20 protein-coding genes and 1 rRNA gene are annotated in these 25,760 nt (G+C 69.5%); 8 read left to right on the top strand and 13 right to left on the bottom strand.

The window, feature by feature from the left end:
- From LOZ83_RS34360 to LOZ83_RS34350, 3 genes are all read right to left on the bottom strand, one after another.
- Positions 1-125, bottom strand: a 16S ribosomal RNA gene (locus LOZ83_RS34360); the annotation flags it as partial.
- A 375-nt stretch (positions 126-500) separates the two neighbouring features.
- The gene (glnA, locus tag LOZ83_RS34355; protein ID WP_236795984.1) at positions 501-1,844 is read right to left on the bottom strand and encodes a type I glutamate--ammonia ligase; all 1,344 of its coding nucleotides are present in this window, start codon (positions 1,842-1,844) and stop codon (positions 501-503) included.
- Positions 1,845-1,853: 9 nt separating this feature from the next.
- Positions 1,854-3,134, bottom strand: a complete 1,281-nt coding sequence (locus tag LOZ83_RS34350) for an MFS transporter (protein WP_236795983.1) — start codon at positions 3,132-3,134, stop codon at positions 1,854-1,856.
- Positions 3,135-3,204: 70 nt separating this feature from the next.
- Between LOZ83_RS34350 and LOZ83_RS34345 the strand changes: the two genes are divergently transcribed.
- The gene (locus tag LOZ83_RS34345) at positions 3,205-4,155 is read left to right on the top strand and encodes a GlxA family transcriptional regulator (RefSeq protein ID WP_236795982.1); all 951 of its coding nucleotides are present in this window, start codon (positions 3,205-3,207) and stop codon (positions 4,153-4,155) included.
- 23 nt (positions 4,156-4,178) lie between these two features.
- Entirely contained in the window at positions 4,179-4,880 is a 702-nt protein-coding gene (locus LOZ83_RS34340; RefSeq protein WP_236795981.1) for an LppX_LprAFG lipoprotein, read from the top strand.
- A gap of 86 nt (positions 4,881-4,966) precedes the next feature.
- Here LOZ83_RS34340 and LOZ83_RS34335 read toward each other — a convergent pair whose 3' ends face one another.
- The gene (locus LOZ83_RS34335) at positions 4,967-6,532 is read right to left on the bottom strand and encodes an alpha/beta hydrolase (protein WP_236795980.1); all 1,566 of its coding nucleotides are present in this window, start codon (positions 6,530-6,532) and stop codon (positions 4,967-4,969) included.
- Between the two features lie 22 nt (positions 6,533-6,554).
- Entirely contained in the window at positions 6,555-8,102 is a 1,548-nt protein-coding gene (locus LOZ83_RS34330) for an alpha/beta hydrolase (RefSeq protein ID WP_236796025.1), read from the bottom strand.
- A gap of 154 nt (positions 8,103-8,256) precedes the next feature.
- On the opposite strand from LOZ83_RS34330, the gene secA2 reads away from it, so the two are divergent.
- Both secA2 and LOZ83_RS34320 read left to right on the top strand, forming a co-directional pair.
- On the top strand, positions 8,257-10,584 hold the full coding sequence (gene secA2 / locus LOZ83_RS34325; protein ID WP_236795979.1) for an accessory Sec system translocase SecA2: 2,328 nt from the start codon (positions 8,257-8,259) through the stop codon (positions 10,582-10,584).
- Between the two features lie 73 nt (positions 10,585-10,657).
- The gene (locus tag LOZ83_RS34320) at positions 10,658-12,388 is read left to right on the top strand and encodes an NAD+ synthase (protein ID WP_236795978.1); all 1,731 of its coding nucleotides are present in this window, start codon (positions 10,658-10,660) and stop codon (positions 12,386-12,388) included.
- Here LOZ83_RS34320 and LOZ83_RS34315 read toward each other — a convergent pair.
- Positions 12,351-12,995, bottom strand: a complete 645-nt coding sequence (locus tag LOZ83_RS34315; protein ID WP_236795977.1) for a helix-turn-helix domain-containing protein — start codon at positions 12,993-12,995, stop codon at positions 12,351-12,353. The genes LOZ83_RS34320 and LOZ83_RS34315 overlap by 38 nt on opposite strands.
- A gap of 267 nt (positions 12,996-13,262) precedes the next feature.
- Here LOZ83_RS34315 and LOZ83_RS34310 point away from each other — a divergent pair, with 267 nt between their 5' ends.
- Positions 13,263-13,619, top strand: coding sequence for a VOC family protein (locus tag LOZ83_RS34310; protein WP_236795976.1), 357 nt, complete (start codon positions 13,263-13,265; stop codon positions 13,617-13,619).
- Between the two features lie 6 nt (positions 13,620-13,625).
- Positions 13,626-14,162: a methylated-DNA--[protein]-cysteine S-methyltransferase gene (locus LOZ83_RS34305; RefSeq protein ID WP_236795975.1), complete on the top strand. Its 537-nt coding sequence runs from the start codon at positions 13,626-13,628 to the stop codon at positions 14,160-14,162.
- A gap of 45 nt (positions 14,163-14,207) precedes the next feature.
- Here LOZ83_RS34305 and LOZ83_RS34300 read toward each other — a convergent pair whose 3' ends face one another.
- A complete protein-coding gene (locus tag LOZ83_RS34300) occupies positions 14,208-15,227 on the bottom strand; it encodes an aldo/keto reductase (RefSeq protein ID WP_236795974.1) in 1,020 nt (339 codons plus the stop codon).
- A 137-nt stretch (positions 15,228-15,364) separates the two neighbouring features.
- On the opposite strand from LOZ83_RS34300, the gene LOZ83_RS34295 reads away from it, so the two are divergent.
- Complete coding sequence (locus tag LOZ83_RS34295) at positions 15,365-15,940, top strand: TetR/AcrR family transcriptional regulator (RefSeq protein WP_236795973.1); 576 nt, start codon at positions 15,365-15,367, stop codon at positions 15,938-15,940.
- Positions 15,941-16,640: 700 nt separating this feature from the next.
- Here LOZ83_RS34295 and LOZ83_RS34290 read toward each other — a convergent pair.
- Both LOZ83_RS34290 and lysX read right to left on the bottom strand, forming a co-directional pair.
- The gene (locus tag LOZ83_RS34290) at positions 16,641-17,228 is read right to left on the bottom strand and encodes a DinB family protein (RefSeq protein ID WP_236795972.1); all 588 of its coding nucleotides are present in this window, start codon (positions 17,226-17,228) and stop codon (positions 16,641-16,643) included.
- Positions 17,229-17,316: 88 nt separating this feature from the next.
- Positions 17,317-20,562, bottom strand: coding sequence for a bifunctional lysylphosphatidylglycerol synthetase/lysine--tRNA ligase LysX (gene lysX / locus LOZ83_RS34285; protein WP_236796024.1), 3,246 nt, complete (start codon positions 20,560-20,562; stop codon positions 17,317-17,319).
- Positions 20,563-20,690: 128 nt separating this feature from the next.
- On the opposite strand from lysX, the gene panB reads away from it, so the two are divergent.
- Entirely contained in the window at positions 20,691-21,551 is an 861-nt protein-coding gene (panB, locus tag LOZ83_RS34280; RefSeq protein ID WP_236795971.1) for a 3-methyl-2-oxobutanoate hydroxymethyltransferase, read from the top strand.
- Between the two features lie 50 nt (positions 21,552-21,601).
- Here panB and LOZ83_RS34275 read toward each other — a convergent pair whose 3' ends face one another.
- From LOZ83_RS34275 to LOZ83_RS34260, 4 genes are all read right to left on the bottom strand, one after another.
- Positions 21,602-22,492 (bottom strand): cytochrome c oxidase assembly protein, encoded by an 891-nt coding sequence (locus LOZ83_RS34275; protein ID WP_236795970.1) that lies wholly within the window; start codon positions 22,490-22,492, stop codon positions 21,602-21,604.
- Positions 22,489-23,424 (bottom strand): undecaprenyl-diphosphate phosphatase, encoded by a 936-nt coding sequence (locus LOZ83_RS34270; RefSeq protein ID WP_236795969.1) that lies wholly within the window; start codon positions 23,422-23,424, stop codon positions 22,489-22,491. Before LOZ83_RS34270 ends, LOZ83_RS34275 begins: the two co-directional genes overlap by 4 nt.
- A gap of 98 nt (positions 23,425-23,522) precedes the next feature.
- On the bottom strand, positions 23,523-24,287 hold the full coding sequence (locus LOZ83_RS34265) for a helical backbone metal receptor (RefSeq protein WP_236795968.1): 765 nt from the start codon (positions 24,285-24,287) through the stop codon (positions 23,523-23,525).
- Positions 24,288-24,290: 3 nt separating this feature from the next.
- Positions 24,291-25,703 carry an RNB domain-containing ribonuclease gene (locus tag LOZ83_RS34260; RefSeq protein WP_236795967.1) on the bottom strand — a complete coding sequence of 471 codons (1,413 nt, stop codon included), beginning with the start codon at positions 25,701-25,703 and terminating at the stop codon, positions 24,291-24,293.
- Positions 25,704-25,760 lie beyond the last annotated feature (57 nt).

Genomic DNA, 25,760 nt, shown 5'->3' with positions numbered 1-25,760 from the left:
GGCAGATTACCCACGTGTTACTCACCCGTTCGCCACTCAACCACCCAAAGATGGTCGCGTTCGACTTGCATGTGTTAAGCACGCCGCCAGCGTTCGTCCTGAGCCAGGATCAAACTCTCCAACAATGCATCAGAAAATTCGATCGACTCTATGTCAATCTCAAAGGAACCCAAAAACGGGTTCAAAAATAAGCTCTACTGGCTTAGTTCACTAGCACACTGTTGAGTTCTCAAACAACACGCAACTTGACGTTGTTTCAAGCTTTTGTTTTCCCAAGAAGAGCTGCCTCTACCGCTACTCATTCGTAGTGGTTGTTGGCGGCTCCATCAGGGCCGTCGCAGTACATTACCGGGTTCGGTTCGCGGTGTCAACCGCCCGACCCTGGTTTCCGTCGTCCGGGGTTTTGGCCCCGTCCGCCGGTCTCCCTGGCGACGAAGAGAAGATTACACACACTGAAACCCCCCAGAAACAGGGGGGTCCACTAAAGGTGAATCCCCTGGTCAGAGCACTGGAAGCAGGGTCCGGAGCTCGTAGGGGGTCACGGCGCTCCGGTAGTTGTCCCACTCGACGCGCTTGTTGCGGAGGAAGAAGTCGTACACGTGTTCGCCGAGTGCTTCGGGCAACAGTTCGGAGCGCTCCATCTCGGTGAGCGCCTCACCGAGGTTCTGCGGCAGGTGCTCGTAGCCGGCGGCCTTGCGCTCGGCGTCGGTCAGCGACCAGATGTTGTCCTCGGCCGGCGGCGGGAGCTCGTAGCCCTTTTCAATGCCCTTGAGCCCGGCCGCGAGCACCACCGAATAAGCCAGGTACGGATTGCACGCGGAGTCGATCGTGCGGATTTCCACGCGACGCGAGGACGCCTTGCCCGGCGAGTAGTTCGGCACGCGTACCAGTGCCGACCGATTGGCGCGGCCCCACGACACGGTCGTCGGCGCCTCTCCCCCGGTGATCAGCCGTTTGTACGAGTTGACCCACTGATTGGTGACGGCCGAGATTTCGCGTGCGTGATACAGCAGGCCGGCGACGAACGCCTTCCCCGTCTCCGACAGCTCGAACGGGTCCTCGGGGTTGTGGAAGGCGTTGCGGTCCCCTTCGAACAGGGAGACGTGCGTGTGCATGCCCGAGCCCGGCTGAGCCGTGAACGGCTTCGGCATGAACGTCGCGCGCACCCCCTGCGTCAGCGCGACCTCCTTGATGACGTAGCGGAACGTCATCACGTTGTCGGCCATCGTCAGCGCATCGGCGTACCTGAGGTCGATCTCCTGCTGACCAGGTGCGTTCTCGTGATGCGAGAACTCGACCGAGATACCCATCGCTTCGAGCGTCTCGATCGCGTGCCGGCGGAAGTGCGTCGCCGTCGCGTGACTGGCCTGGTCGAAGTACCCGCCGTTGTCCGCGGGCTCGGGCTCGGTGCCGTCCTCGGTCAGCTTGGACAACAGGAAGAACTCGATCTCCGGGTGCACGTAGCAGGTGAAGCCGGCCTCACCAGCCTTGGACAGCTGGCGGCGCAGGACATGCCGCGGATCCGCCCACGACGGGGAGCCGTCGGGCATCGCGATGTCACAGAACATGCGCGCCGAGTAGTGTCCGCCGTCTTCGGTTTCCCAGGGCAGCACCTGGAACGTGGACGGGTCGGGCTTGGCGATCATGTCCGATTCGTAGACCCGCGCGAAGCCTTCGATGGCCGAGCCGTCGAACCCGATTCCGTCGTTGAACGCGCCCTCGAGCTCAGCCGGGGCGACAGCCACGGACTTGAGAAATCCGAGGACGTCGGTGAACCACAGACGAACGAACCGGATGTCGCGTTCTTCCAGCGTGCGCAGCACGAACTCCTGCTGGCGATCCATGGCCGCACCCTACGGGGATCGTGTTAACGCCATGTTTCGCGGTTCTCCTTGTGCCCCGACTGAGGGAATCGCGACCGAAAGCAGCGCAGCAAGACCGCACAACCCGCCCGCGAGATACCACGCGAGGTCGTAACTTCCCATCGTGTCGTGGATGACGCCGGCGCCGTAGGCGGCGATCGACGCGCCGACCTGGTGCGAGGCGAACACCCAGCCGAACACGATCGGACCGCTCATCCCGAACCGCTCCCGGCACAACGCGACGGTCGGCGGGACCGTGGCCACCCAGTCCAGGCCGTAGAAGATGATGAACGCCCACATCGGCGGCTCGGTCGTGGGCGCGAACAGGTGCGGCAGCAGCAAGAGCGAGATGCCGCGCAGGAAGTAGTACCCGCCGAGCAGCCAGCGCGGGTCGACGCGGTCGGTGAACCAGCCCGACGCGATGGTGCCCGCGACGTCGAACAACCCGACCAGCGCGAGCAGCGAGGCCGCGGTGGTCGGTGGCATGCCGTGCTCATGGGCAGCGGGGACGAAATGGGTGCCGACAAGCCCGTTGGTCGACGCGCCACAGATCGCGAAACCGGCTGCCAGCAACCAGAAGACACGGGTCTTGGCGGCATCGCGCAGCACGGTCAGCGCCCGGCGGGCAGTGCCGCGACTCGGCGCCGGCTTCTCCTCCGGTTCGGTCGCACCCAGTGCCGTCGTGCCGACGTCGCTCGGGTGGTCGTGCAGGAAGATCAGCGCGATGGGCACGACCGCCAGCGCCGCGAACGCGACCACCAGGGACGCCGTGCGCCAGCCGTCGTGCGTGGCCAGGGCCGCGAGCACGGGCAGGAACACCAGCTGACCGGCCGCGCCCGCCGCGGTCAGGATGCCGCTGACGAGCCCTCGCTGGCGGACGAACCAACGTGAGGTCACGGTCGCGACGAAGGCCAGCGCCATGGACCCGGTGCCGAGCCCGACGAGCACACCCCAGCACAGCAGCAACTGCCAGCTCGCGGTCATGAACACGGTCAGCCCGCTGCCCGCGGCGACCAGCACCAGCGCGCCGGTGACCACCCGGCGGATGCCGAGGCGGTCCATCAGTGCCGCGGCGAACGGCGCGGTGAGGCCGTAGAGCAGGAGGTTGATCGAGACCGCGGCCGAGATCGTGGCGGTGGACCAGCCGAATTCCTGGTGCAGAGGGTCGATGAGCACGCTCGGCGCGGCACGGAAACCGGCCGCTCCGACGAGTGCGACGAAGGCCGCGAAGGCCACCCCCCAGGCGCGGTGCACCCGCAGTCGAGTTGTCACCCGGTCAGCTTGAGCGATCTTCGCCACGTGAACGAGTGGCCGAAGCGCCAATATGTGCAAAAATTCGGCCATGCACCGGATCGTGGTTCTCGCCATCTCCGAGGTCGTCGGGTTCGATCTGAACATCCCGCCGCAGGTGTTCTCGAGCGCGACGAAGGACGGGCAGGCGCTTTACGACGTGCGGATCTGCGGGGTCGACGACCAGCCCGTCCGGGTCAGCCTCGGCTACGAAGCCCGGTTCGGGCACGGGCCGGAAGCGCTCGCCGAGGCGGACACGGTGATCATTCCGGGCACCCGCGTCGCCGGGCCTCGCCGGCACGGGACGATGCCGGGCGAGCTGGCCGACGCGCTCGCGCTCATCCCGGACGGCGCGCGGGTGATGTCGATCTGCACCGGCGCGTTCGTGCTCGCCGCCGCCGGATACCTCGACGGGCGCCGGGCGACGACGCACTGGGCACACGCCGAGGAGTTCCGCCGCCTGTACCCGCAGGTCCAGCTGGACGAGAACGTGCTGTTCGTGGACGACGGCGACGTGCTCACCTCGGCCGGGCTGTCCGCGGGCGTCGACCTGTGCCTGCACGTGATCCGGTCGGATCACGGCAGCGAGGTCGCGAACCGGGCGGCGCGGTACTGCGTCGTGCCGCCGTGGCGCGACGGCGGCCAGTCGCAGTACATCGAGCGGCCGCTGCCTGCCGACGAAGGCAGCACGGCGGCGACGCGCGCGTGGGCGCTCGAACGGCTCGGCGAACCGCTCGACCTCGACACGCTGGCGCGGCACGCTCGGATGAGCGTGCGGACGTTCAGCCGGCGGTTCCGGGCGGAGACCGGGATGTCCGCCCGGGCCTGGCTCAACCAGCAGCGGGTGCTGCATGCGCGGCACCTGCTGGAGACGACGAACCTGCCGGTCGACCGGGTCGCCGCCGAGTCCGGGCTGGGTTCTGCCGCGTCGCTGCGGCAGCATCTGAACGCGGCGATCGGGGTCGCGCCGCTCGCGTACCGGCGCACCTTCTCGGGCTCCTGACCGGCACCGCTACGGTGGTCGACATGCTCCGCCGCCGCACCGCGGGTGTGTTCCTGCTGATTCTGGCCCTGGCCAGCGGCTGTTCGTCTTCGCCGGACACGCGCGGCCCGCTGCCGGACGCGAACCAACTGGTCAGCGCCGCCGCTTCGACGTTCGCCGGTGTCCGCAGCATGAAGTACGACTTCAGCATCAGCGGAAGCGTGCCCGGGCTGGACATCCGCGAGGTCCAGGGCTGGGCGAGCCGCGAAGGCGGGCCCGCCGGGACGGCCGTCGGGCAGGCGGACATGCAGGAGTCGGCCAACCGGTTCGAGCTGACCTACGAGATCGACGGCGACCAGCTGATCCTCACCGACAAGCACGGGACGCGCACGCAGGAACCGGTGCCCGCCGAGTACAACCCGGCGAAGCTGCTCGCCCAGGGGCAGGGGCTGTCGAAACTGCTCACGAGCGCGACCGGGTTGAAGACGGAGACGAAGGAAGACGTCGAGGGCGTCGAGACGTACCGGGTGACCGGCGAGCTGAGCCGGGAAGTGATCACCAGCGTGCTGCCGCAGGTCTGGGCCGGGGTGGACGTGAAGTTCTGGGTCACCCAGGCCGAGCCGCGCAATCTCGTGCGCGTGTGGATCCAGGTGCCGCCGCGGCAGCCGAACGAAGGCGCCGTGATGCTGGAACTGGGGCTGTCCGCGCTCAACTCGCCGCGGCCGAGCGCGACGCCGACCGGCTAGATCCGCGCGGCGGGCAAACTCACCGATGTGGCGGGCAAACACGCCCGCGCGGGGGGGCGAACACGCCGGGCGGCGCTAGGGCGGTGCTAGGGGCAGCGGGTGCCTGGTGGGGGCAGGGTGCCGTCGACGAGGTAGGCGAGGCCGGCAACGTCGACGCACCGGTCGCCGTGCAGGAAGGCCGTGTGCTGCGCGCCCTCGTAGGTCAGCAGGCCACCGCCCGTCTCGGTGGCCAGGTTGACCCCCGCCTGGTACGGCGTGACGGGGTCGTCGGTGGTCGAGATCACCAGCGGCGGCGGCACTCCGGGCACGGCCGGGCGGTGCGGCCGGGACGTGCTCGGCACCGGCCAGGACGCGCAGATGTCGGGTTCGCCCTCGTCCGGGCGGCCACCGCCGAAGAAAGGCGCCGCCGCCAGCATCTGCTGGTGGGTCGCGGTGACGGTGGCCGGATTCTGCGGGTTGTCGACGCAGCGCACGGCGTAGTAGGCGTCCTGCAGCGACGAGTACCGCCCGTCGGTACCGCGTTCGTAGTAGTCGTCGGCGAGTTTGAGCAGCAGGCTGCCGTCGCCGGAGCGCAGCAGGTTGAGCGCGGAGTTGAGGACCGGCCAGGACTGCTGCGAGTACATCGCCTCGACGACACCGGTCATCGCGTCGTCGTAGGACAGCTCGCGCCCGCCGCCGGCTGGGGCCGGCGAGGTCAGCAGCGGGCGCGCCAGGTCCTCGAACGTCGCGACGGCACGCGCCGGATCCGGTCCGACGGCGCAGCCGGCGTGCTTCGCGCATTCAACGGCGAACAGGCCGAACGCGCGGGCGAATCCTTCCCCTTGTGCCACAAGGGAATGCATCTCGCCCTCGGTCGGGTCGACGGCGCCGTCCAGCAGCAGGACCCGGACGTTCGCGGGGAACGCCTCGGCGTAACTGGCGCCGATCTGCGTGCCGTAGGAGTACCCGAGGTAGCTCAGCTTCCGGTCGCCGAGCGCGGCGCGCAGCACGTCGAGATCCTTCACGACGTCACGGGTGCCGATGTTCGCCAGCAGGTCGGTGCCGTGTTCGGTGCGCTGGACGCATTTCGCCGCGTAGTCCTTCGCTTCCGCCGCCCAGGCCGCCGCGGAAGCCGGCGAGATGCCGTCGCCCGGGTGGCCGGCGCGCTCCGCGTCGCGTTCGGCGTCGGTCAGGCAATGCACCTGCGGCTGGCTGGCGCCGACACCACGCGGGTCGAAGCCGACCAGATCGAAGCGCAGCCCGATCGCGTTGTCCGCCACGGTCGGCACGAGCCGCGCGGCCGCCTCCATCCCGGACCCGCCGGGCCCGCCCGGGTTGATCACCAGCGAACCGATCCGGTCGGCGGGATCGGCCGCCTTGTGCCGCAGCACGCCGACCGTGATCGTTTCCCCGTGCGGCAGCGCGTAGTCCAGCGGCACGGTCAGCCGCGCGCATTCGACGCCGGGCGTGCGGAACGCGTCCTGGCTCTGCTCCTCCGTCGCGTACGGCGCGCAGTCATCCCACGACAGCTTCTGGTCGTAGAACCGGTCGAATGCGTGGACGTCGGACACGGGTGAGGGCTCGGGCGGCGGCGAAACCCGGTTCGGCGTGCACGCGATCAGCAGGCACGACACCAGGCCCAGCACAGCCGCCAGCCGGCGGCGGAAAGGCATCTCTCATATCGTGCCAGCCCGGTCACTGTCCGGCACAACGTTTGCCGGCCGCCGGGAGTGTCCCGTCCACGAGATAGTCGGTGCCCACCTGGTCCACGCACGAATTTCCTTGCAGGAACACGGTGTGCTGGGTGCCCTCGAAGGTGAGCAGCGCGCCGTTCATCGCCTTCGCCAGGTTCACCCCGGCCTCGTACGGGGTCGCCGGGTCGTGCGTCGTCGAGATCACCAGCACCGGTGGCACACCGGCGACCTTCGGCTCGTGCGGCTGCGAGGTGTTGGGCACCGGCCAGAACGCGCACGCGTCGAGCGCGGCGCCGTTCGGCCTGCCGTCGTCGAGGAACGGCGCCACCTGGTCGTAGCGGTTTTCGGCGTTGAGGATCTCGGTCTTGTCGGTGACCCGCGGATCGTCGACGCAGCGCACGGCGGTGAAGGCGTCCTGCGTGTTCGTGTAGTGGCCGCTGTTGTCGCGCTCGTTGTACTGGTCGGCGAGCGCCATCAGCGTGGTGCCGCGACCGTTCTTCAACTCGATCAGTCCGTTGTTCAGCGGCTGCCACAGCTGCTGCGAGTACAGCGCCTGGATCGCGCCGAGGGTCGCGTCGTCGAAGGTGAGCACGCGGCCGTCGGCCAGCCGCACCGGTTTCGCGATGAGCGGGCGGACCAGATCCTGGAACGCCTTCGTGGCGGCGCCGGCGTTCTGGCCCAGCGCGCAGTCCTGACGGGCGGCGCACCAGGCGGCGAACTGGTTGAACGCGACGCCGAAGCCGGCGCCCTGCGCGACGAGCGACTCCGTCTCGTCCTGGTTCGGGTCGAGCGCGCCGTCCAGGACCATCGCGCGGACGTTGGCGGGGAACGCCTCGGCGTAGGTGTAGCCGATCCGCGTGCCGTACGAGTAGCCCAGGTAGGTCAGCTTCTGTTCGCCGAGGGCGGAGCGCAGGACGTCCATGTCCCTGGCCACGTCCCTGGTGCCGAGGTTGGCGAGCATCGCCGTGCCGTGCGGGGTCCGCTGCGCGCACTTGGCCGCGAAGTCCTTCGACTGCGCCTCCTGCTTGACGACCCCGGTGGGCGAGCCGTCGGTGTCGAGGTCCTCCGCGCGCTCGGTGTCACGTTCGGAGTCGGTCAGGCAGGTCACGTCGGGCTCGCTCGCACCGATCCCCCGCGGGTCGAAACCCACCAGGTCGAACCGTTGCCCCAGCTCGGTGTTCGAGACCTGCGACGCGAGGCCCGCCGCGGCGACCATGCCGGACGCCCCGGGCCCGCCCGGGTTGAGCACGAGCGCGCCGATGCGGTCACCCGACGCCTTGTGCCGCAACACACCCAGGTTGATCGTGTCGCCCTGCGGGGCGGCGTAGTCCAGCGGGACCGTCAGCCGCGCGCACTGCAGGCCTTGCGTACGAAAGACGGATTTGGCGTCGTCGGAAGTCGCGTAGGGTGCACAGTCGGCCCAGGTCAACGGCTGCGCGTAGAACTTGTCCAGACCAGCAGGAACCGGACCTAGCGGTCCTTTCGCCTCGGTCTCGGTCTGCGCCTGGGGTGTGCTCGGCTGCGTCGAGGTGCACGCGGCGAGTGGCATCAGCAGGCAGACACCGATGAGGACGGCTACACGCGCGGTTCGCGACCGGGCTCGCTGGAGGAAGGGCACGGGCCGATCGTGCCATCCTGGCGGGGAACACCGGACCACCACCACCTCGTTGGCTGGTCGACGCAGAACGAGACAGGAGACCAGGGTGCCAGCACTGATCACCCGGATGGGCAAGCGGCTGCGCAAGCTCATCGAGCGGCCGGGCAGCGCCGAACTGACCCGGTACGAGGCGTTGCTTCCGGCGATCGGCGAGCTCGAAGCCGAGCTGGAGGGACTGACCGACACTGAGCTCACCGAGCGGGCGGGCAAGCTCCGGCTCGAGGCGGTGTTCAAGGACGACCAGCTCGTGGAGGTGTGCGCGCTGGGCCGGGAGGCGGCGCGGCGGGCGCTCGACGAACGCGCCTTCGACGTCCAGCTGCTGGGCACCATGGGCCTGCTCACCGGGCACGTCGTGCAGATGGAGACCGGTGAGGGCAAGACGCTCGCCGGCGCGCTGGCCGCGGCCGGGTACGCCATCCAGGGCAAACGGGTGCACGTCACGACCGTCAACGACTACCTGGCCCGGCGCGACGCCGAGTGGATGAAACCGGTGTACGACCTGCTCGGCGTGTCCGTCGGCTGGGTCGAGCCGGCGCTGACCCGCGACGAGCGGCGCGAGGCGTACGGCAAGGAAGTCACCTACGGCGCGGTCAGCGAGATCGGTTTCGACGTGCTGCGGGACCGGCTGGTCACCCGCGTCGAGGAGCTCGCACAGCCCGAACCGGAGGTCGCGATCATCGACGAGGCGGACTCGGTGCTGGTCGACGAGGCGCGGGTGCCGCTGGTGATGGCGGGCTCGGTGGACCACGCGGTGGCCGACGTCGAGGTCGCCAACGTGGTGCGGCGGCTGCGGCTGGGCCTGCACTACGAGACCGACAGCGACGGCCGCAACGCGTGGCTGACGACGGCGGGCGCTTCGGTGGTGGAGAAGTCGCTCGGCGGGATCGACCTGTACGGCGACTCCGGCTCCGACCGGCTCGCGGCGGTCAACGTGGCGTTGCACGCGCACGCGCTGCTCACCCGGGACGTCGACTACATCGTGCGGGACGGCAAGGTCCACCTGATCAACACCTCGCGCGGCCGGATCGCCGAGCTGCAGCGGTGGCCGGACGGGCTGCAGGCCGCGGTCGAGGCGAAGGAGCAGCTGGCCGCGACCGACCGCGGCGAGATCCTCGACTCGATCACCGTGCAGGCGCTGATGGCGCGGTACCCGCAGGTGGCCGGCATGACCGGGACCGCGGTCGCGGTCGCCGAGCAGCTGCGCGAGTTCTACAAGCTCGAGGTCGCGGTCATCCCGCCGAACAAGCCGAACGTCCGCGAGGACCGGCCGGACCGCATCTTCGCGTCGCCGTCGCACAAGCTGCGCGCGATCGAGACGGAGATCCGGGAGGTGCACGAGACCGGGCGGCCGATCCTGGTCGGCACGCAGGACGTCGCCGAATCCGAGGAGCTGGCGGAGAAACTCGCGAAGGTCGACCTGCCGTGCGTCGTGCTGAACGCGCGCAACGACGCCGAAGAGGCCGCGATCATCGCCGAAGCCGGGACCTACGGCGCGGTCACCGTGTCGACGCAGATGGCCGGCCGCGGTACGGACATCCGGCTGGGCGGGGCCGACGGCAAGGACCGCGAGCGTGTCGCCGAACTGGGCGGGCTGCACGTGATCGGCACCGCGCGGTATCCCTCCAGCCGCCTGGACGGGCAGCTGCGTGGGCGGTCCGGCCGGCAGGGCGACCCGGGCAGCGCGGTGTTCTTCGCGTCGCTGAACGACGAACTGGTGCTGTCGAACGCGCCGGACGTGCCCGAAGGCATCCACGCCGACGACGAGTCCGGTGAGATCGAGGATTCCGCGGCGCAGCGACAGATCAACCACGCGCAGCGCGTCGCCGAGGGCGTGCACCTGGAGATCCACCGCAACACCTGGCGCTACACGCGGCTGATCGAGCACCAGCGGAACGAGTTGCTGGCGCATCGCGACAAGCTGCTGCGGACGGATCTGGCCGTGGAGAAGCTGAAGGAGGCCGCGCCGAAACGGCTCGCGGAGCTGGAGGAGGCGCTCGACGAGGAGCCACTGGCGCAGGTGTGCCGCGAGGTCATGCTGTTCCACCTGGACGAGCTGTGGTCGGATCACCTGGCGTACCTGACCGACGTGCGGGAGAGCATCCACCTGCGGGCGATCGCGCGGGAGACGCCGCTCGACGAGTTCCACCGACTCGCGATCCCGGAGTTCCACAAGATCATCCCGGCGATCGAGGAGCGTTCGGTGCAGACGCTCGAAGATGCGGAGATCACGGACGACGGTGTCGACGTGGCGGCTTCGGGCGTGCGGCGGCCGAGCTCGACGTGGACGTATCTGGTGCACGACAGCCCGTTCGACTCGGACTTCGAGCAGACCCTCAAGCAGGTGCGGAGCCTGATGAAGCGCGGGCGCGACTGAGCCCGGTCACCCGCGGGGTTGCCCTTGCGCACATTCGCTGTGGGCGGCTCCGCGGGTGCGCGAGAATAGGCGTATGCCACAGCTGAGGATCGCGCTCGCCCAGATCAACCCGACGGTCGGCGACATCGCGGGCAACGCGCGGTTGCACGTCGACTGGGCTCGCAAGGCCGTCGAAGCGGGCGCGCATGTCGTGGTGTTCCCGGAGATGTCCCTGACCGGTTACCCGGTCGAGGATCTGACGCTGCGCAAGACGTTCGCCGAGGCGTCCCGCGCCGCGGTCGACGAGCTGGCGGGGCGGCTCGACCAGGCCGGGTGCGGCGATTTGCTGGCGTACGTGGGATATCTCGATCTCGACCACGTCGGGCCCCGCGACGCGGCCGCGGCGCTGCACGACGGCGAGGTGGTCGGGCGGCAGTTCAAGCACCACCTGCCGAACTACGGCGTGTTCGACGAGCTGCGGTACTTCAAGCCGGGGCAGACGCTCGACGTGGTGCGGCTGCACGGGCTCGACATCGGCATGGTGATCTGCGAGGACATCTGGCAGGACGGCGGTCCGGTGACGGCGCTGGGCAAGGCGGGCGTCGACCTCGTGGTGGCGCCGAACGCTTCGCCGTACGAGCGCTCGAAGGACGACGTCCGGCTGCCGCTGGTCGCCCGGCGCGCGGCCGAAGCCGGGGCGCCACTGGTCTATGCCAATCTGGTCGGCGGTCAGGACGACCTCGTGTTCGACGGGGACTCGATCGTCGTGGGCGCGGACGGTGAGTTGCTCGCGCGGGCGCCGCAGTTCGTCGAGCACCTGCTGGTGGTGGATCTCGACCTGCCGTCGGGCGGGCACAGTGCCGAGGGGTCTTTCGAGGGCATGGAAGTCCGGCGGCGGGATCTCGGGCGAGAGCCGGTGCCGGCGTACGAACCGGTCGTGACGCCGATCAGCGAGCCGCTGTCCGACGAGGCGGAGGTGTGGTCGGCGCTCGTCGTCGGGCTGCGCGACTACGTGCACAAGAACGGGTTCCACTCGGTGACCTTCGGGTTCTCCGGCGGGATCGACTCGGCGCTCACGGCGGCGCTGGCGGCGGACGCGCTGGGCGCGGATTCGGTGTACGGCGTGTCGATGCCGTCCGCGTACTCGTCGGAGCACTCTCGTTCGGATGCCGCGGAACTGGCGCGGCGCATCGGCTGCCACTTCCGGACCGAGCCGGTCGAGGACATGGTGCGGGTGTACGTCGACCAGCTGAAGCTCGCCGGGACGGGGCTCGCGGAGGAGAACATCCAGGCGCGGGTGCGCGGCATGCTGCTGATGGCACTGTCCAATTTGGATGGTCACCTGGTGCTGGCGACCGGGAACAAGACCGAGCTGGCGGTCGGCTATTCGACGATCTACGGCGACGCGGTGGGCGGTTTCGCGCCGATCAAGGACGTGTTCAAGACGCACGTGTGGGAGCTGGCGCGGTGGCGGAACGCCGAGGCCGAGAAGCGCGGTGAGACGCCGCCGATCCCGGAGAACTCGATCACCAAGCCGCCGTCGGCGGAGCTGCGCCCGGGCCAGTTGGACACCGACTCGCTGCCGGATTACCCGCTGCTGGACGACATTCTCGACGACTACGTGGAGGGCGACCGCGGGTACGCGGACCTGATCGCGGCCGGTTTCGAAGCGGAGACGATCGACCGCGTGATCCGGATGGTCGACCGCTCCGAGTACAAGCGGCGGCAGTACCCGATCGGCACGAAGATCACCTTCAAGGCGTTCGGGCGGGACCGGCGGCTGCCGATCACGAACGGTTGGCGTGAAGGGGCTCAGCGCGGCTGAGTTCACGACGCAGGGCCGCCGGGGTGCGGCCGCAGTGGTCGCGGACGGTGCGGGTCAGATGGGCCTGGTCGGCGAAACCGAGGTCGGCGGCGAGGCCCGCCAGGTCCGGCTCGCCGGCTTCGAGGCGGTCCAGGGCCCGGCCCACGCGCACGCGATTCCGGTACTGTGTAAGCGAAATCCCCAGCTCGCGGGAGAACGCGCGGCTCAGTTTGTAGGGCGAAACGCCGAGTAGCCCGGCCAACGAGAGCAGGCTGCTCGACGCCGGGTGGTCGGCCTGGATCGCCGCGCGGGCACGGGCCACGAGAGTCCTTTCGGGACGAAGCGGCTCGCGGCGGCGCAGGGCCGTGGCGACGAGCGTCAGCAGTTGCTCGGTGAGGGCGTAGTCGACATCGCCTTTCGCCGCGGCGGCCAGGACTCTGCGGTGCGCGAAGTCGAGTCGCGCGTCGACATAGAGGCTTCCGCCCACGCGGTCGTGGGTCATCGAGTGCCACAGTTCGGGGCTGAGGCTGATCGACGTGCAGAGATCCCCGCCGGCCGGATGCGCGAAGCGTTCCTCGGCACCGGGCAGGCTGAGATAACCGATCGTCGGATCGACGTCGGCGGTCACGCCCTCCGCACGGCGACGGAAACGGCCTCGGCGCACGAGAACCAGCCCGTAGCCTTGCCGATGCTCGGGCGGCGACCAGCCACGGTGGTCGTCTCGGCACGACACCGTGTGCACGGCGAACTCCGGCCGCGCGGCCAGTTCGACGGCGGAGCGCATGTCCCGGAAGCTACGCCGGGGGTACGACAATTCCGGGCGCGCAAGAATCTTCAATACGCACGGCACGAGTGACGGCAGGCTTGCGGGGCAAGGAAAACGAAAGGAGTTTCCATGACAGCCGTACTCGCCGCCGTCGTGATCGACTGCGCGGACCCGGGCGCGCTCGCCGGGTTCTATTCGAAGGTCACCGGCTGGGACATCACCTCCAGCGACGCGGACACCGCGTATCTGCGTGGCAACGGGACGATCCAGCTGGGTTTCCAGCGGATCGCGGGATACCGGTCGCCGGGCTGGCCCGACGACGGCAAGCATTTCCACCTCGACTTCACCGTTGCCGACGTCGGCGCGACCGCGCACGAACTGCTCGCGCTCGGTGCCGGCAGGCCGGACTTCCAGCCGGGCGGCGCCGACTGGACCGTGCTCACCGACCCCGAAGGCCACCCGTTCTGTCTCGTGCCGGAGAATTAGCGGGCTATGACGGCGCAAGGCTTTGCGGTGTTCGGCACCGCCATCGGGCACTGCGGCATCGCCTGGGGTGAGGGCGGTGTGGTCGGCGTGCGTCTGCCCGACGGCAGCGCCGGGCTGACCCGCGCACGTTTGCACGCAAGCTATCCCGACGCCGCCGAGACCGAGCCGCCGGAGCCGGTCCGGCAGGCGATCGCCGACATCGTCGCCCTGTTGCGCGGCGAATCACGCGATCTGCTCCAGATCCCGCTCGATCTCGGCGGCGTGCCGGACTTCCATCGGCGCGTCTACGAGATCGCGCGCACGATCCCGCCCGGGAAGACGCTCACCTACGGCGACGTCGCGAGCCGGCTGGGCATGCCGGGTTCGGCACAGGCGGTGGGACGGGCCTTGGGACGTAACCCCTTTCCGATCGTCGTGCCCTGCCATCGGGTGCTGGGCGCCGACGGCAAGATGGTCGGGTTCTCCGCGCCCGGCGGCGTGGAGACCAAGCGCCGGATGCTGGTGATCGAAGGCGCCCGGGCCGACGAACCGACACTGTTCTAGCTGCTGCCCTATGGCTGCCGGGTGGTCGAGCCTGCGCCGTCGCGGTCAGGCGACCCGCGGCGGGGTGACGCCGTCGTTCCAGTTCGGGATCGCACCCATTCCTTCGTAGCGCGCCCCGTGGACACGGATCGTGGCGAGGTCGGCCAGCTGGTCGGGGCTCAGCGCGACGAACGCTGCTGCGGCGTTCTGCTCGAGGTAACGCTCGCGACGCGTTCCCGGGATCGGGACGACGTCGTCACCCTGGTGTAGCAGCCACGCCAGCGCGACCTGACCGGGTTCTGCCTCGACCTCGGCCGCGATCCGGCGAACGATCGCGAGCGTGGCCTGGTTCGCGTCGAAGTGCTCCTCGGAGAAGTACGGCACCAGCCGGCGGCTGTCGGTCTCCGTCATCTCGTCGCGGGAAGGCATGGTCGCGGTGAGCGCGCCGTGACCGAGCGGGGACCAGGGGACGACGGCGATCCCGAGCTCCCGTGCTGTCGGGAGGACCTCGTCCTCGATGCCGCGCTGCCACAGCGACCACTCGGTCTGCACCGCGGCGATCGGGTGGACACTGTTCGCCCGGCGGAGTGTGTCGGCAGCAGCTTCGGACAGTCCCAGGTGCCGTACCTTGCCCTCCGCGACGAGCTCCGCCATCCAGCCGACCGTGTCCTCGATCGGCGTGTCCGGGTCGATGCGGTGCGCGTAATAGAGATCGACGTAATCGGTCCCGAGGCGGCGCAGCGACTGGTCGAGCTGCTGGCGCATGTAGGCGCGGGTACCGTCGATCTTCGGGGGCACGTTCGGCTCCGCGGACATCCGGATACCGAACTTCGTCGCGACGACGAAGTCCTCCCGATGCCCGTCGAGTGCCCGTCCAAGGATCTCCTCGCTCGGCCCGTAGACGTCCGCGGTGTCGATCATCGTCACCCCGAGTGTCGCGGCACGGGCCAGGATGGCGCGCGCGCTCTCGTCCTTGTCGTAGCCACTCTGGCCATAGACGTCGGCGAAACTCATCGCGCCGTAGCCGACGGCCCCGACGGTCAGACGCTCGGTGCCCAGGGCGCGGGTGGGAATTGATCCAGTCATGGTCATGCCTTTCGTGTTCGTCGTCGCGACGCGGCAGCGCGCTAAGTCCCCAACTGAGGACACCATAAGTCCCCAGTCGAGGACAACGCAAGTCCCCAAATGCAGACATGGCGGATCTCATGGGTTAACCTCGACGTATGGCCGAGACCACGCGACGGAGCGCACGCCCGCGCGACGCCGCGGCGACCAAGCGGGCCATCCTCGATTCCGCCCTCACCGCGTTCAGCCGTTCCGGGTTCGACGGCACCGGGACGCGCGAGATCGCCGGGAACGCGGGAGTCGATCCGCGTCTGATCACCCGGTACTTCGGGTCGAAGGAGGGCCTGTTCACCGAGGTGGTGGCAGAGCTCTTCCAGAAGTCACTCATCGGCGTGAGCGGCACCAACCGGGCCGCCGCCCTGGACGCACTCACTGCCGAGAACGACGACCCCCACCCGATGCTGCTCATCCTCCGCTCCGCATCGAACCCGCAGGCGGCGGAGATCATGCGGCAGCGCCTCGAGACGAGCTCGCAGCGACAGCTCGCCGAGCAACTCCCCGGCGACGATGCGACGGCGCGAGCGGCACTTCTGCTGTCGATGTGCACCGGGGTGCGCATGTTGCGCAGCATCATCGGCGACACCGCGTTCAAGCACGCCGACATCGAGCGGCTCACGACGTACCTCGAGCGAGCACTCGACACCGTCGCCGCCGGGGACGACGACGACCGGTAGCCCGCACCACCGCTCCATCGGCCGGGGGCGGCGGCGCGGCGGCGATCCAGGCCGCGAGCAGGAGCGCACCTCACGGCGCTGATGTCCGAGATGCTCGACCGGGATCAAGTCGCTGGCCAACGACCTCCAGGCCCAGGCCCTCTAGTCAGCAGCGGGCGGTCAGAACCGGGCGGCCGAACCCGGCTGGAGGGGCAGCGTCACGCACGTCGAGATCTTTCGGATGGAAGGCGTAGGAACCTCCACCGTCGGAAAACCTCAAGCCCTACCCCGGCAACGATGCGCCAGACCGAGCTACACCCTCTACCGGCGAGAGCGGCAAACCCACCGACGCAGGCGGCAAACTCACCGACACGAGCGGCAACTCACCAACGTGGGCAGCAAACACGCCCGCACAAGACGCAAACACGGCCGCCGTGAGGGTCGGGCTCGGCGTCGCGAGGGTCGGACTCGCGGTTCTGGACGTCGAACTCGCCGTTCCGGGCGTCTAACTCGCGGTCGTGAGCGTCGAACTCGCCGTTCCGGGCGTCGGACTCGGAGTCGTGAGGGTCGGACTCGCGGGCGTGAGGGTCGGACTCGCGGGCGCGAGAGTCGGACTCGCGGAGCGGGCGGGCGAGCCGGGCCGGGCGAGCGGGCCGGGCGCGAGCGAGCCGGGCCGAGCCGGGCGGAGTGGGGCGGACGGGCCCGGGTGCGAACGAGCGGGTCAGGTTGGGGTTGGTTGCCAGGGGGTCATCCAGGGGGTGGCGGGCCAGTCTTCGGCGGCGGCCATCAGGGGGAAGGCGGTGGCGCCGTCGATGTGCTCGCGGACGATGTCGGCATGTCCGGCATGGCGCGCGGTCTCCTGGATCAGGTGTAGCAGGACCCACCGGACCGACCACGCGTCAATGTCGTCCGGGAACCACGGGACGCCCTTGGGCACCGGAACCGGCTGGCCCAGGTCCGCGATACCGGCGATGATCTCCTCCGTCTCCCGCCCCGCCAGCTCGTAATCGGCGATCACGGCGGGCAGCGTGTCGTCCTCGGTGAACTGGAAATCGTCCAGGTACTCGCCCGCTCTCTCCTCCATCGTGCCCTCGGGTGGTCGTTGCAGCACGGTGTTCATCCAGCCACGCTCGGTGCTGGTGACGTGCTTGAGCAGGCCACCGATGCTCAGCGCACTGTCACTGGGCACGAGCCGCGCCTGCGCGTCGGTCAGGCCGTAAGCGGTCAGGCGCAGGACATACCGCTGCTGGGCGAGGAAGGCGAGCAGGCCATCGCGCTCGTCGCGGACGGGTCGGACGTTGCCGGACATGAGGTGCTCCTTCGGTGGAAGACGGTCAGTGGGGACATCCTCGCACCGGGGTCCGACAGTTTTGGGAATTCCTTGTGCCGCAAGGGAATCATGAGCGGGGGCGGGTGAACGGGAACGGCACCGTCTGCCGGATCGACGCGCCGGTCAGCATCATCAGCAGGCGGTCGACCCCCAGCCCGAGCCCGCCGGTCGGCGGCATGCCGTGCTCCAGCGCCTGCAGGAAGTCCTCGTCGAGCTCCATCGCCTCCACATCACCGCTCGCGGCGCGCAGCGATTGCTCTTCCAGCCGGCGGCGCTGCTCCAGTGGATCCGTCAGTTCCGTATACGCCGTCCCGATTTCCGAGCCGAACGCGACGAGATCCCACCTCTCTGCCAGCCGCGGATCCCCGCGATGCTGCCGTGTCAACGGCGAAACGTCCGTCGGGTAGTCCGTGTAGAACGTCGGTTCGACCGTGTGGGGCTCCACGAGATGATCGAACGCGGCGAGCACCAGGTCGCCATGACCCGCCTCACCGGCAACCGGAACGCCCGCCGCTGAGCAGTAACCACGCAAGGTGTCCACGGGAGTCGACGGCGTGACGGACTCCCCGAGCGCCGACGACACCGCGTCGTGCACCGTGATCACGGGCCAGTCACCGGAAAGATCGTGCTCGCCGTCCTCCCGCCGCACCACCGGGGCACCGTACGCGGCGATCGCCGCCTGCTGCACCAGCTCCCGGGTCAGGACCCGCATCGAGTCGTAGTCGGCGTACGCCTGGTACGCCTCCAGCATCGTGAACTCCGGGTTGTGCGTCGCGTCCACGCCTTCGTTGCGGAAGTTCCGGTTCAGCTCGAACACCCGGTCCATCCCGGCCACGCACAGCCGTTTGAGGTACAGCTCCGGCGCGATCCGCAGGTACATCCGCATGTCGTACGCGTTGATGTGCGTCACGAACGGCCGCGCGTTCGCACCACCGTGGACGGTCTGCAGCATCGGCGTTTCGACCTCGAGGAAATCGTTGGCGTACAAGCGTTCCCGCACCGCCCGGACAACCGTGCCACGCAGCCGGAGCAGATCCGGCAGGTCCGGGTCGAGGTAGCGCCGCCGCACCCTGGTCTCCGGGTCGGCGAGGCCCTTTCGCTTGTCCGGCAACGGATGCAGGCACTTCGCCGTGACGGTCCACTCGTCGACGCGCACCGAAAGCTCGCCACGCCGGGACGTCACCACCTCACCGCGGACGCCCACCTGGTCACCGAGATCGACGCCGGAGCGCCACAACTCGTCGCCGGCGAGCATCAACTGCAGTTCGCCGCTGGAATCACGCAACCGGGCGAAACACAGCCCGCCGAGGTCGCGCAGCGCCACCACCCGTCCGGCCACCCGCACCTCGCATCCGGTGTGGCTGTCCGGGGGCAGCCCGGCGAACTTGGCCACGATCTCGGCGAGCACGGTGTCGCGGACGAAACCGGCCGGGTACGGGTCGACACCGGCCTCCCGCAACCGGTCCAGCTTCGCGATCCGCACCCGCACCTGCTCGGGCCGCCGCAGCGCCCGCGGCTCGGTGCGGATCTCGTCGATCTCCTTGACCCGCGCCAGAAACTCGTCGCTCACCCCGCCACCGGCGATGGCCCTGCGCGGAGATCGCCAACTGGACGGCAGGAAACCCTCCAGCGCGCCCGCGACCAGGCTGATCCGCGCGAGCCGGCGCGCCGAAACGAAGCAGACGAACCGAGGTTCCCAGTCCGGGCTGTACTTCGCGTTCGACCGGTACAGCGACTCCAGCTGGAAGAACCGGGACGCGAGACCCAGCACCGCGCGCCACGCCCGCACCACCGGACCCGCGCCGATCCGCTCCCCCGCCGCGAAAACCGCCCGGAACATGGCGAAGTTCAGGGAAATCCGCTGCGCGCCGAACCGTCCGGCCTGCTCGACAAGCCGGGCGACCATGAACTCGTTCAGCCCGTTCTCGCCGTCGCGGTCCCGCCGCATCAGGTCCAGCGACAGTCCACGACGGCCCCACGGCACGAACGACAGCAACCCGCGCAGCGCGCCGGACGCGTCGTAGGCCTCGACCATCACGCACCGGCCGTCGCTCGGGTCGCCCAGCCGGGACAGCGCCATGGAGAAGCCCCGCTCGATCTCCGCGCCGCGCCAGCGCTCCGCCCGTTGCACCAATTCGTCCATTTCGGACGGTGTGATCTCGTTGTGGCGCCGGACGATCGCCGTGTAACCGGCGCGTTCGATACGGCTGACCGCCTGCCGCACCGAACGCCGTTCGGGGCCGGACAGGCTGAACTCGCGGACGTCGAGGATCGCTTCGTCGCCGAGTTCGAGCGCTTTCAACCCGGCCCGCGCGTACGCCCGCGCGCCGCGCTCGCTCGCGCCCAGCACCCCGGGCGCCCAGCCGTAGGTGTGCGCCTCGGCCAGCCACGCCTCGATCGCCTGCGGCCAGGCCTCGACGTCGCCGACGGGGTCGGCACTCGCGATGCTCGTGCCCGCGAGCACCCGGTAGGTCACCGCGGCGCGGCCGTTGGGCGCGAAGACCACGCTCTTGTCGCGCCTCGTGGCGAAGTACCCGAGCGAATCGTCCTCGCCGAACTTAGCCAGCAACTCGCGTAGCCGCAGTTCCTCGTCGTCGGTGTGATGGCGGCGGCTGCGCACGCCGCGGAAGAACGTGGACAGCGTGGCGACGGCGACGAGGGTGCCGCCGAGGTCGAGCAACAGGTCGATCCACTCCGGGCCTTCGCGGACCCCGAGCCGCCGCAGCTGCAGCAGCTCACCGGTCGCGTGGTTGGCCGCCCAGAGGAAGCTCTCGCCGAGCCCGTGCAGCGTGCCCGGCCAGACGATGAGCAGCGCCCAGCCGCCGAAGATCACCGCCATGATCCCGGACACGCCCACGACCAGCGCGTGCCGCCAGGCGCCGGGCGCGAGCCGGGCGGGGAACGCCGGGCGCAAGGCGAGCAGGAACACGATCAGCCCGACCGTGATGAGGTCGGTGACGGTCAGCCCCACCAGCGGCACGTGCGGATGACGCTCGCGGGCGAGCAGGTCCGGCGCCCACAGCAGGGTCGCCTGGAACGCGATGGTCAGCAGCAGGCCGCCGACCTGGAACAGGATCAGCGTGTCGAGCGCGGCCCGCTTGCGCCTGCGCAGCGCCGCGCCCAGCACGCCCAGCACCAGCGCGATCAGCAGGTTCGAGTCGGCCGGGATGTTGACCAGGCTGAACAGCCCGACCGTCCACCGGTAGAAGCCGTGGTGCCCGCCCCAGATCAGCAGTGCGATGGACATCACCGCACCCAGTTCGACGACCGTGGCGACCACGCCACCGGCCTTCCGCCGCCATTGGGGAACCATGGTCACCGTCCCGTGTGAAGCTCATCGCAGGTCCTTGGGGACGTGCGTATCGCGGTGTCACGCTGGTGTTCCCAGATCCACGACCCGGGGACCCGACGAGGGCCTCGAGGGAAGGTTGGTCGACGAAGATGTCCACCCCTACTGGTGAGACCACCGCGCCTTACGGCAGTGGCCCGCAGGAAACCGCGCCCGTCAAGAAGGTGCGCATCCACCATCTGCAGCAGCTCAAGGACCGCGGCGAGCCGTGGCCGATGCTGACCGCCTACGACATGTACACCGCCGAACTGTTCGACGAGGCCGGCATCCCGGTGCTGCTCGTCGGCGACTCGGCCGCGAACAACGTGTTCGGCTACGACACCTCGCTGCCGGTCACGGTGGACGAGCTGCTCCCCCTGGTCCGCGCGGTGACGCGGGCCACGAAGCGCGCGCTCGTGGTCGCCGACCTGCCGTTCGGCTCCTACCAGCTCTCGCCCGAGCAGGCGCTGGCGACGTCCGTCCGGTTCATGAAGGAGGGCCGGGCGCACGCGGTCAAGCTCGAGGGCGGGCGCCGGTTCGCGCCCCATGTCGAGGCGCTGACCGGCGCCGGTGTGCCGGTGATGGGCCATATCGGGTTCACCCCGCAAAGTGAGCACAACCTCGGCGGTTACCGGGTGCAGGGCCGCGGCGAGGCCGGCGAGACGCTGGTCGCGGACGCGCTCGCGCTGCAGGAGGCCGGGGCGTTCGCCGTGGTGATGGAGATGGTGCCGGCGGAGGTCGCGAAGCGGGTCACGCACGAGCTGAAGATCCCCACGGTCGGCATCGGCGCCGGGCCGGACTGCGACGCGCAAGTGCTGGTGTGGCAGGACATGGCGGGGCTGCGCCGCGGTAAGGCGCCGCGGTTCGTCAAGCGCTACGCCGACCTGGCCGGGGTCCTCTCCGGTGCCGCGACGGCGTTCGCCGACGAGGTACGGCGCGGCGAGTTCCCGGCGCCCGAGCACACGTTCCACTAGCCGCCAACCCTTCACCCGACTACCACCCGTCGAGGACACACGTCGGGTGGTCATTGTCGCTTGAACCGCTCGGCCAGCTGCGGGTCGTTTTCCCACCAGAGGCCATCCGCTTGCGGTTCCTCGTCGAGCTGGCGGTCGATCTGCTTGGCCTGCCGGGCGTCGTCGCGCATCCAGCGGCTGAACAGCGCGCCGACGAACGGCAGGCCGGCCAGGTCGCCGCCGATCCACAGGATGCCGGCGCCGATGATCTGGTCGGTGCGCAGATCGGGGCCCCAGGCGCGGGCCAGCTCGTGGTAGTAGCCGGCCGCGCGCACGGGACCCAGCCACAGGATGAGGCCGAGCGCCGCGTCCACGATCACCTCGGCGAAGCTGATGCCGAACGAGACGAGGTGGTGGTCCTCGCGCGGCGTCGGGTCGACGCGCAGCCGGGTCCAGAAATAGACGAACCCGCAGCAGATCAGCCCGAGCCGGACGATCGCGTCGACCGCGGAATTGCGGAGCGTCAACTCGTACAACGGGGTCAGGTAGAGGAGAAACGGCGGAACGATCAGCAAAACGGTGATCACGAGCGGAAACGTCAGCGTGCGCGCGAGGGCACCGCGACCGATCTTGCGCAGGCGATCCGCGAACGGCGCTGTCGCGAGCGTCAGCGTCAGCGGCGCGCCCAGGGCGAGCAGCAGCGGGGTGACCATCAGCAGTACGACGACCTGCACCGCGCGGACCCAGAACAGCGCGTCGTCGTAGACGCCGAGGAACGAACAGGTCAGCAGCAGGATCGTGGCCAGGCCGCCGAGGAACGCCACGGTGCGTCCGCGCGGCCACCCCGGTACCCGGCGGGCGGCGAGCAGATAACCGATACCGAGGATCAGGACGAAAACGACCGCCGGGACGTCGATCGTCCAGGCCCCGAACACTCTCCCCCAGGAAAGTGGAACATTCATGCCAGGAAAAACACCAAACTACCGACTCCGGCGATCACACAGTAGATAGCGAACGGGTTCAGCGTACGCGTCTCGAAATACGAGGTGAGGAATCGCACCGCGATATACGCCGCGATTCCGGCGACCAGGCTGCCGACGAGTGCGGGGCCGAGGGACGCGTGGTTCTCCGGGGTGAACAGGGTCGGCGTCTTGTACACGCCAGCGCCCAGGATCGCCGGGGTGGCAAGCAGAAACGCGAACCGGGCGGCGTCGGTGTGGTCGAGCCCGCGGCGCAGGCCCGCCACCATCGTGATGCCCGACCGGCTGATTCCGGGGAACAGAGCCAGAATCTGCGCCGCGCCGATCAGCACCGCCTCGCCGACGCTCAGCTTGGACAGCCGGAGATCGGACGCCTCCTCGACGCTGACCGCCCGCATCGGCATGGTGGCCTCGGCGGAGAAGTCGATCGTCTGCTCGGCGGCGACGGGGACCTTCGTGCGGGTCTTGCTGAACCGCTCGACCGCCAGCAGCACGGCGCCGTTGAGCGTCAGGAAGATCGCCGCGGGTATGGGTTTGCCGAGATGGTCGCGGACCAGGCTGTCCAGCAGCACCCCGCCGATGCCGACCGGGATGGTGGCGAGCACGAGCAGCCAGGCGAGTCGCTGGTCGGGGTTGACGATCTCGCGGTCCCGGATCGAGGTCAGCAGGCCGCGGATGATGCGCACCCAGTCGCGCCAGAAGAAGATCACGAGCGCGAGCGCGGTGGCCACGTGCATCGCGACGAGCACCGCGAGATACGGCGAGTCCTTGCCCATGCTCAGGTCCTGCGCCCATTTCCCGCCGACCCACGCCGGAAGCAGAATACTGTGCCCGAGACTGGACACCGGGAATAATTCGGACACACCTTGCAGGGCGCCGACGACAATTGCCTCGAGATATGTCACAGCGGACATTGAGGGCCTTCCCCTGGGTGTGACGCGGTAATCCGGGACGAAGGTACCTGACCGAAGCTAAGCGGAGGGCAAAGCCTCGGTACAACCGGGACTCGCGCCTACAGCACCCGGCCGAGTTCCCGGTGTGCGTCCACAAGGGATGGTCCATACCACGTCAGGTGGCGGCCGTTGACGAGGGTGTACCCGACGCCGGGGAAGGCCTCGGGGCCGTCGGCTGCGGTGAACTCGTACGGTTCGTCCGGCAGCACGAGCAGATCGGCGCTGCCGTCGGCGAACCACGATCGCAGTTCGCCGAGCTTCGGGCGCGGGTACCGGTCCTGGTGCTCTCCGTACACAATGGACACTCCGAGCCGGCGCAAAACGTCACCGCCGAAGGTGTCGCGGCCCAGGATCACCCATGGCTTGCGCCAGACCGGGACGACGGCGCGCTTCCGCACCGGTGGCGTGTCCCGCCACAGCTCCTCCGCTCGCACGAGCCACTCGGGTTCGTCGGCCTCGAACGCCTGCGTGAGCACCCGCCGCAAGGAGGCGAGGGCGTGCGGGACCGTCGCCGGGGCTTCGGTCACCCACACCGGAAAACCGTTGGCCCGCAAGCGTTCCACTTCCTCCGGGCGGTTCTCTTCGGAGTTCGCCAGCACAAGATCCGGGCGGAGGTCCAGCACCCGGTCGACCTTCGGGTACTTCGAACCGCCGACGCGCGGCACGTCCAGCGTGGCCGGATGGGTGCAGTAGTCAGTCGCGCCGACGAGCACACCGGGCAGCGTGGTCTCGACCGCCTCGGTCAGCGACGGCACGAGCGACACGACCCGCCGCGGCACACCCCGCAGGGGAACGTCTTCGCCCAGATCATCGAACAACGTCATCGGTCAGGCCCGCTCGAACGAGACCTTGCGCTTGGCCACGTCCACCGCGGTGAGCCGGACCGTGATCCGCTCCCCCTCGGGCAGGTTCGCGCCGACGCATTTGCCCATCACCGGCGGATCCTCCACCAGGATCTCCGCACGGGCCTCCTCCGCGCGCAGCACCACGGCCTCGAACGTGCCGCCGATCCGCTCGGCCAGCATCCACGCCTCGACCTGGTCGATGCACGCCCGTTCGACCCGCGCGGCGAGCGAATCCGACGCGCTCATCAGGAACGGCAGGTCGGGCAACGCGGCACGCACCCAGTCCGGCACCTCTCGGTCCCCGTCCACCGCGATGCAGATCTCCGCCGCGAACCGGTCCACGAGCCGCCGGATCGGCGCGGTCACGTGCGCGTACGGGGCACCGATGCCGGCGTGCGTCGTCGACGGCGGCAACTGGCCCTCGAACGACGTGTAACCCGCACCACGCAACAACCTCGTGCTGCACGTGTACAGCGCCATGGACTCCGGCAGCGTCGGGTCCAGGCCCGCGAGCAGTTCCGAAACCGAGGCGCCGGCGGGCCACGCGATCCCCAGCGCCTGCGCGGACCGGCGCAGCCACGCGATCGAATCGTGGTCGGCATCCGGCAGCGTGCGCAGGACGCCGACGCGCGCCTCGATCATGATCGAGGCCGCCGCCATTCCGGTCAGCAGCGAGATCTCCGCGTTCCACGCGTCCACGTCGTTCCGCGGCCGCGTGCCCAGCGACCAGCCGTCGCCGGCATCGCCGTTGACGGCCTGTTCGGGCAGCTGCAGCTCGACCGCCCCACGCCGCAAGGCCAGCTCCCGCCGCAACTGTCCCAGCTCCGGCAGCGCGGTGATCGAGGGATGCGCGGTGCCCGTTTCCAGTGCCGCCTGCACGGTTTCGTAGTCGAACTGCTCGGTGGACCGGACCAGCGCCCGGCGGACGCGGGTCGCGGTCGGCTCACCGCGCGAGTCCAGATCGATGGTCCACAGGACCGCGGGCCGGATCTCCCCCGGCAGCAGGCTCGCGGCGCCTTCGGACAACACCGGCGGATGCAGCGGGACATTGCCGTCGGGCAGGTACAGCGTCTGGCCGCGACGGCGGGACTCACGGTCGACCGGGCCGCCCGGCACGACGAACGTGCCCAGATCGGCGATCGCGTACTGCACGCGGAACCCGTCGCCGCGGCGGGAAAGGACCATGGCCTGGTCCAGATCCTTGGCGCCGGGCGGATCGATCGTCACGAACGGCAGGTGCGTGGCGTCCTCGCGCACGGCCTCACGCGGATCGACACCCGCCGCCTCGGCTTCGGCGAGCACGTCCGCGCGGAAGGACTCCGGCAGCTCGAACTCGGCGCGCAGGTGACCGAAGCCCCCGTCCGCCGCAGGTGAGCCGGCCGTGAAACGAGCCACCCACTCACCCTAACGCGCCTGGGCCGAGTTGATCCCTCGTTCGGGGCTGGGCCACTC

The organism is Amycolatopsis sp. GM8 (genome assembly GCF_021653975.1).
Taxonomy (GTDB): Bacteria; Actinomycetota; Actinomycetes; order Mycobacteriales; family Pseudonocardiaceae; genus Amycolatopsis_E.
This window is presented reverse-complemented; position numbering and strand designations above follow the sequence as displayed.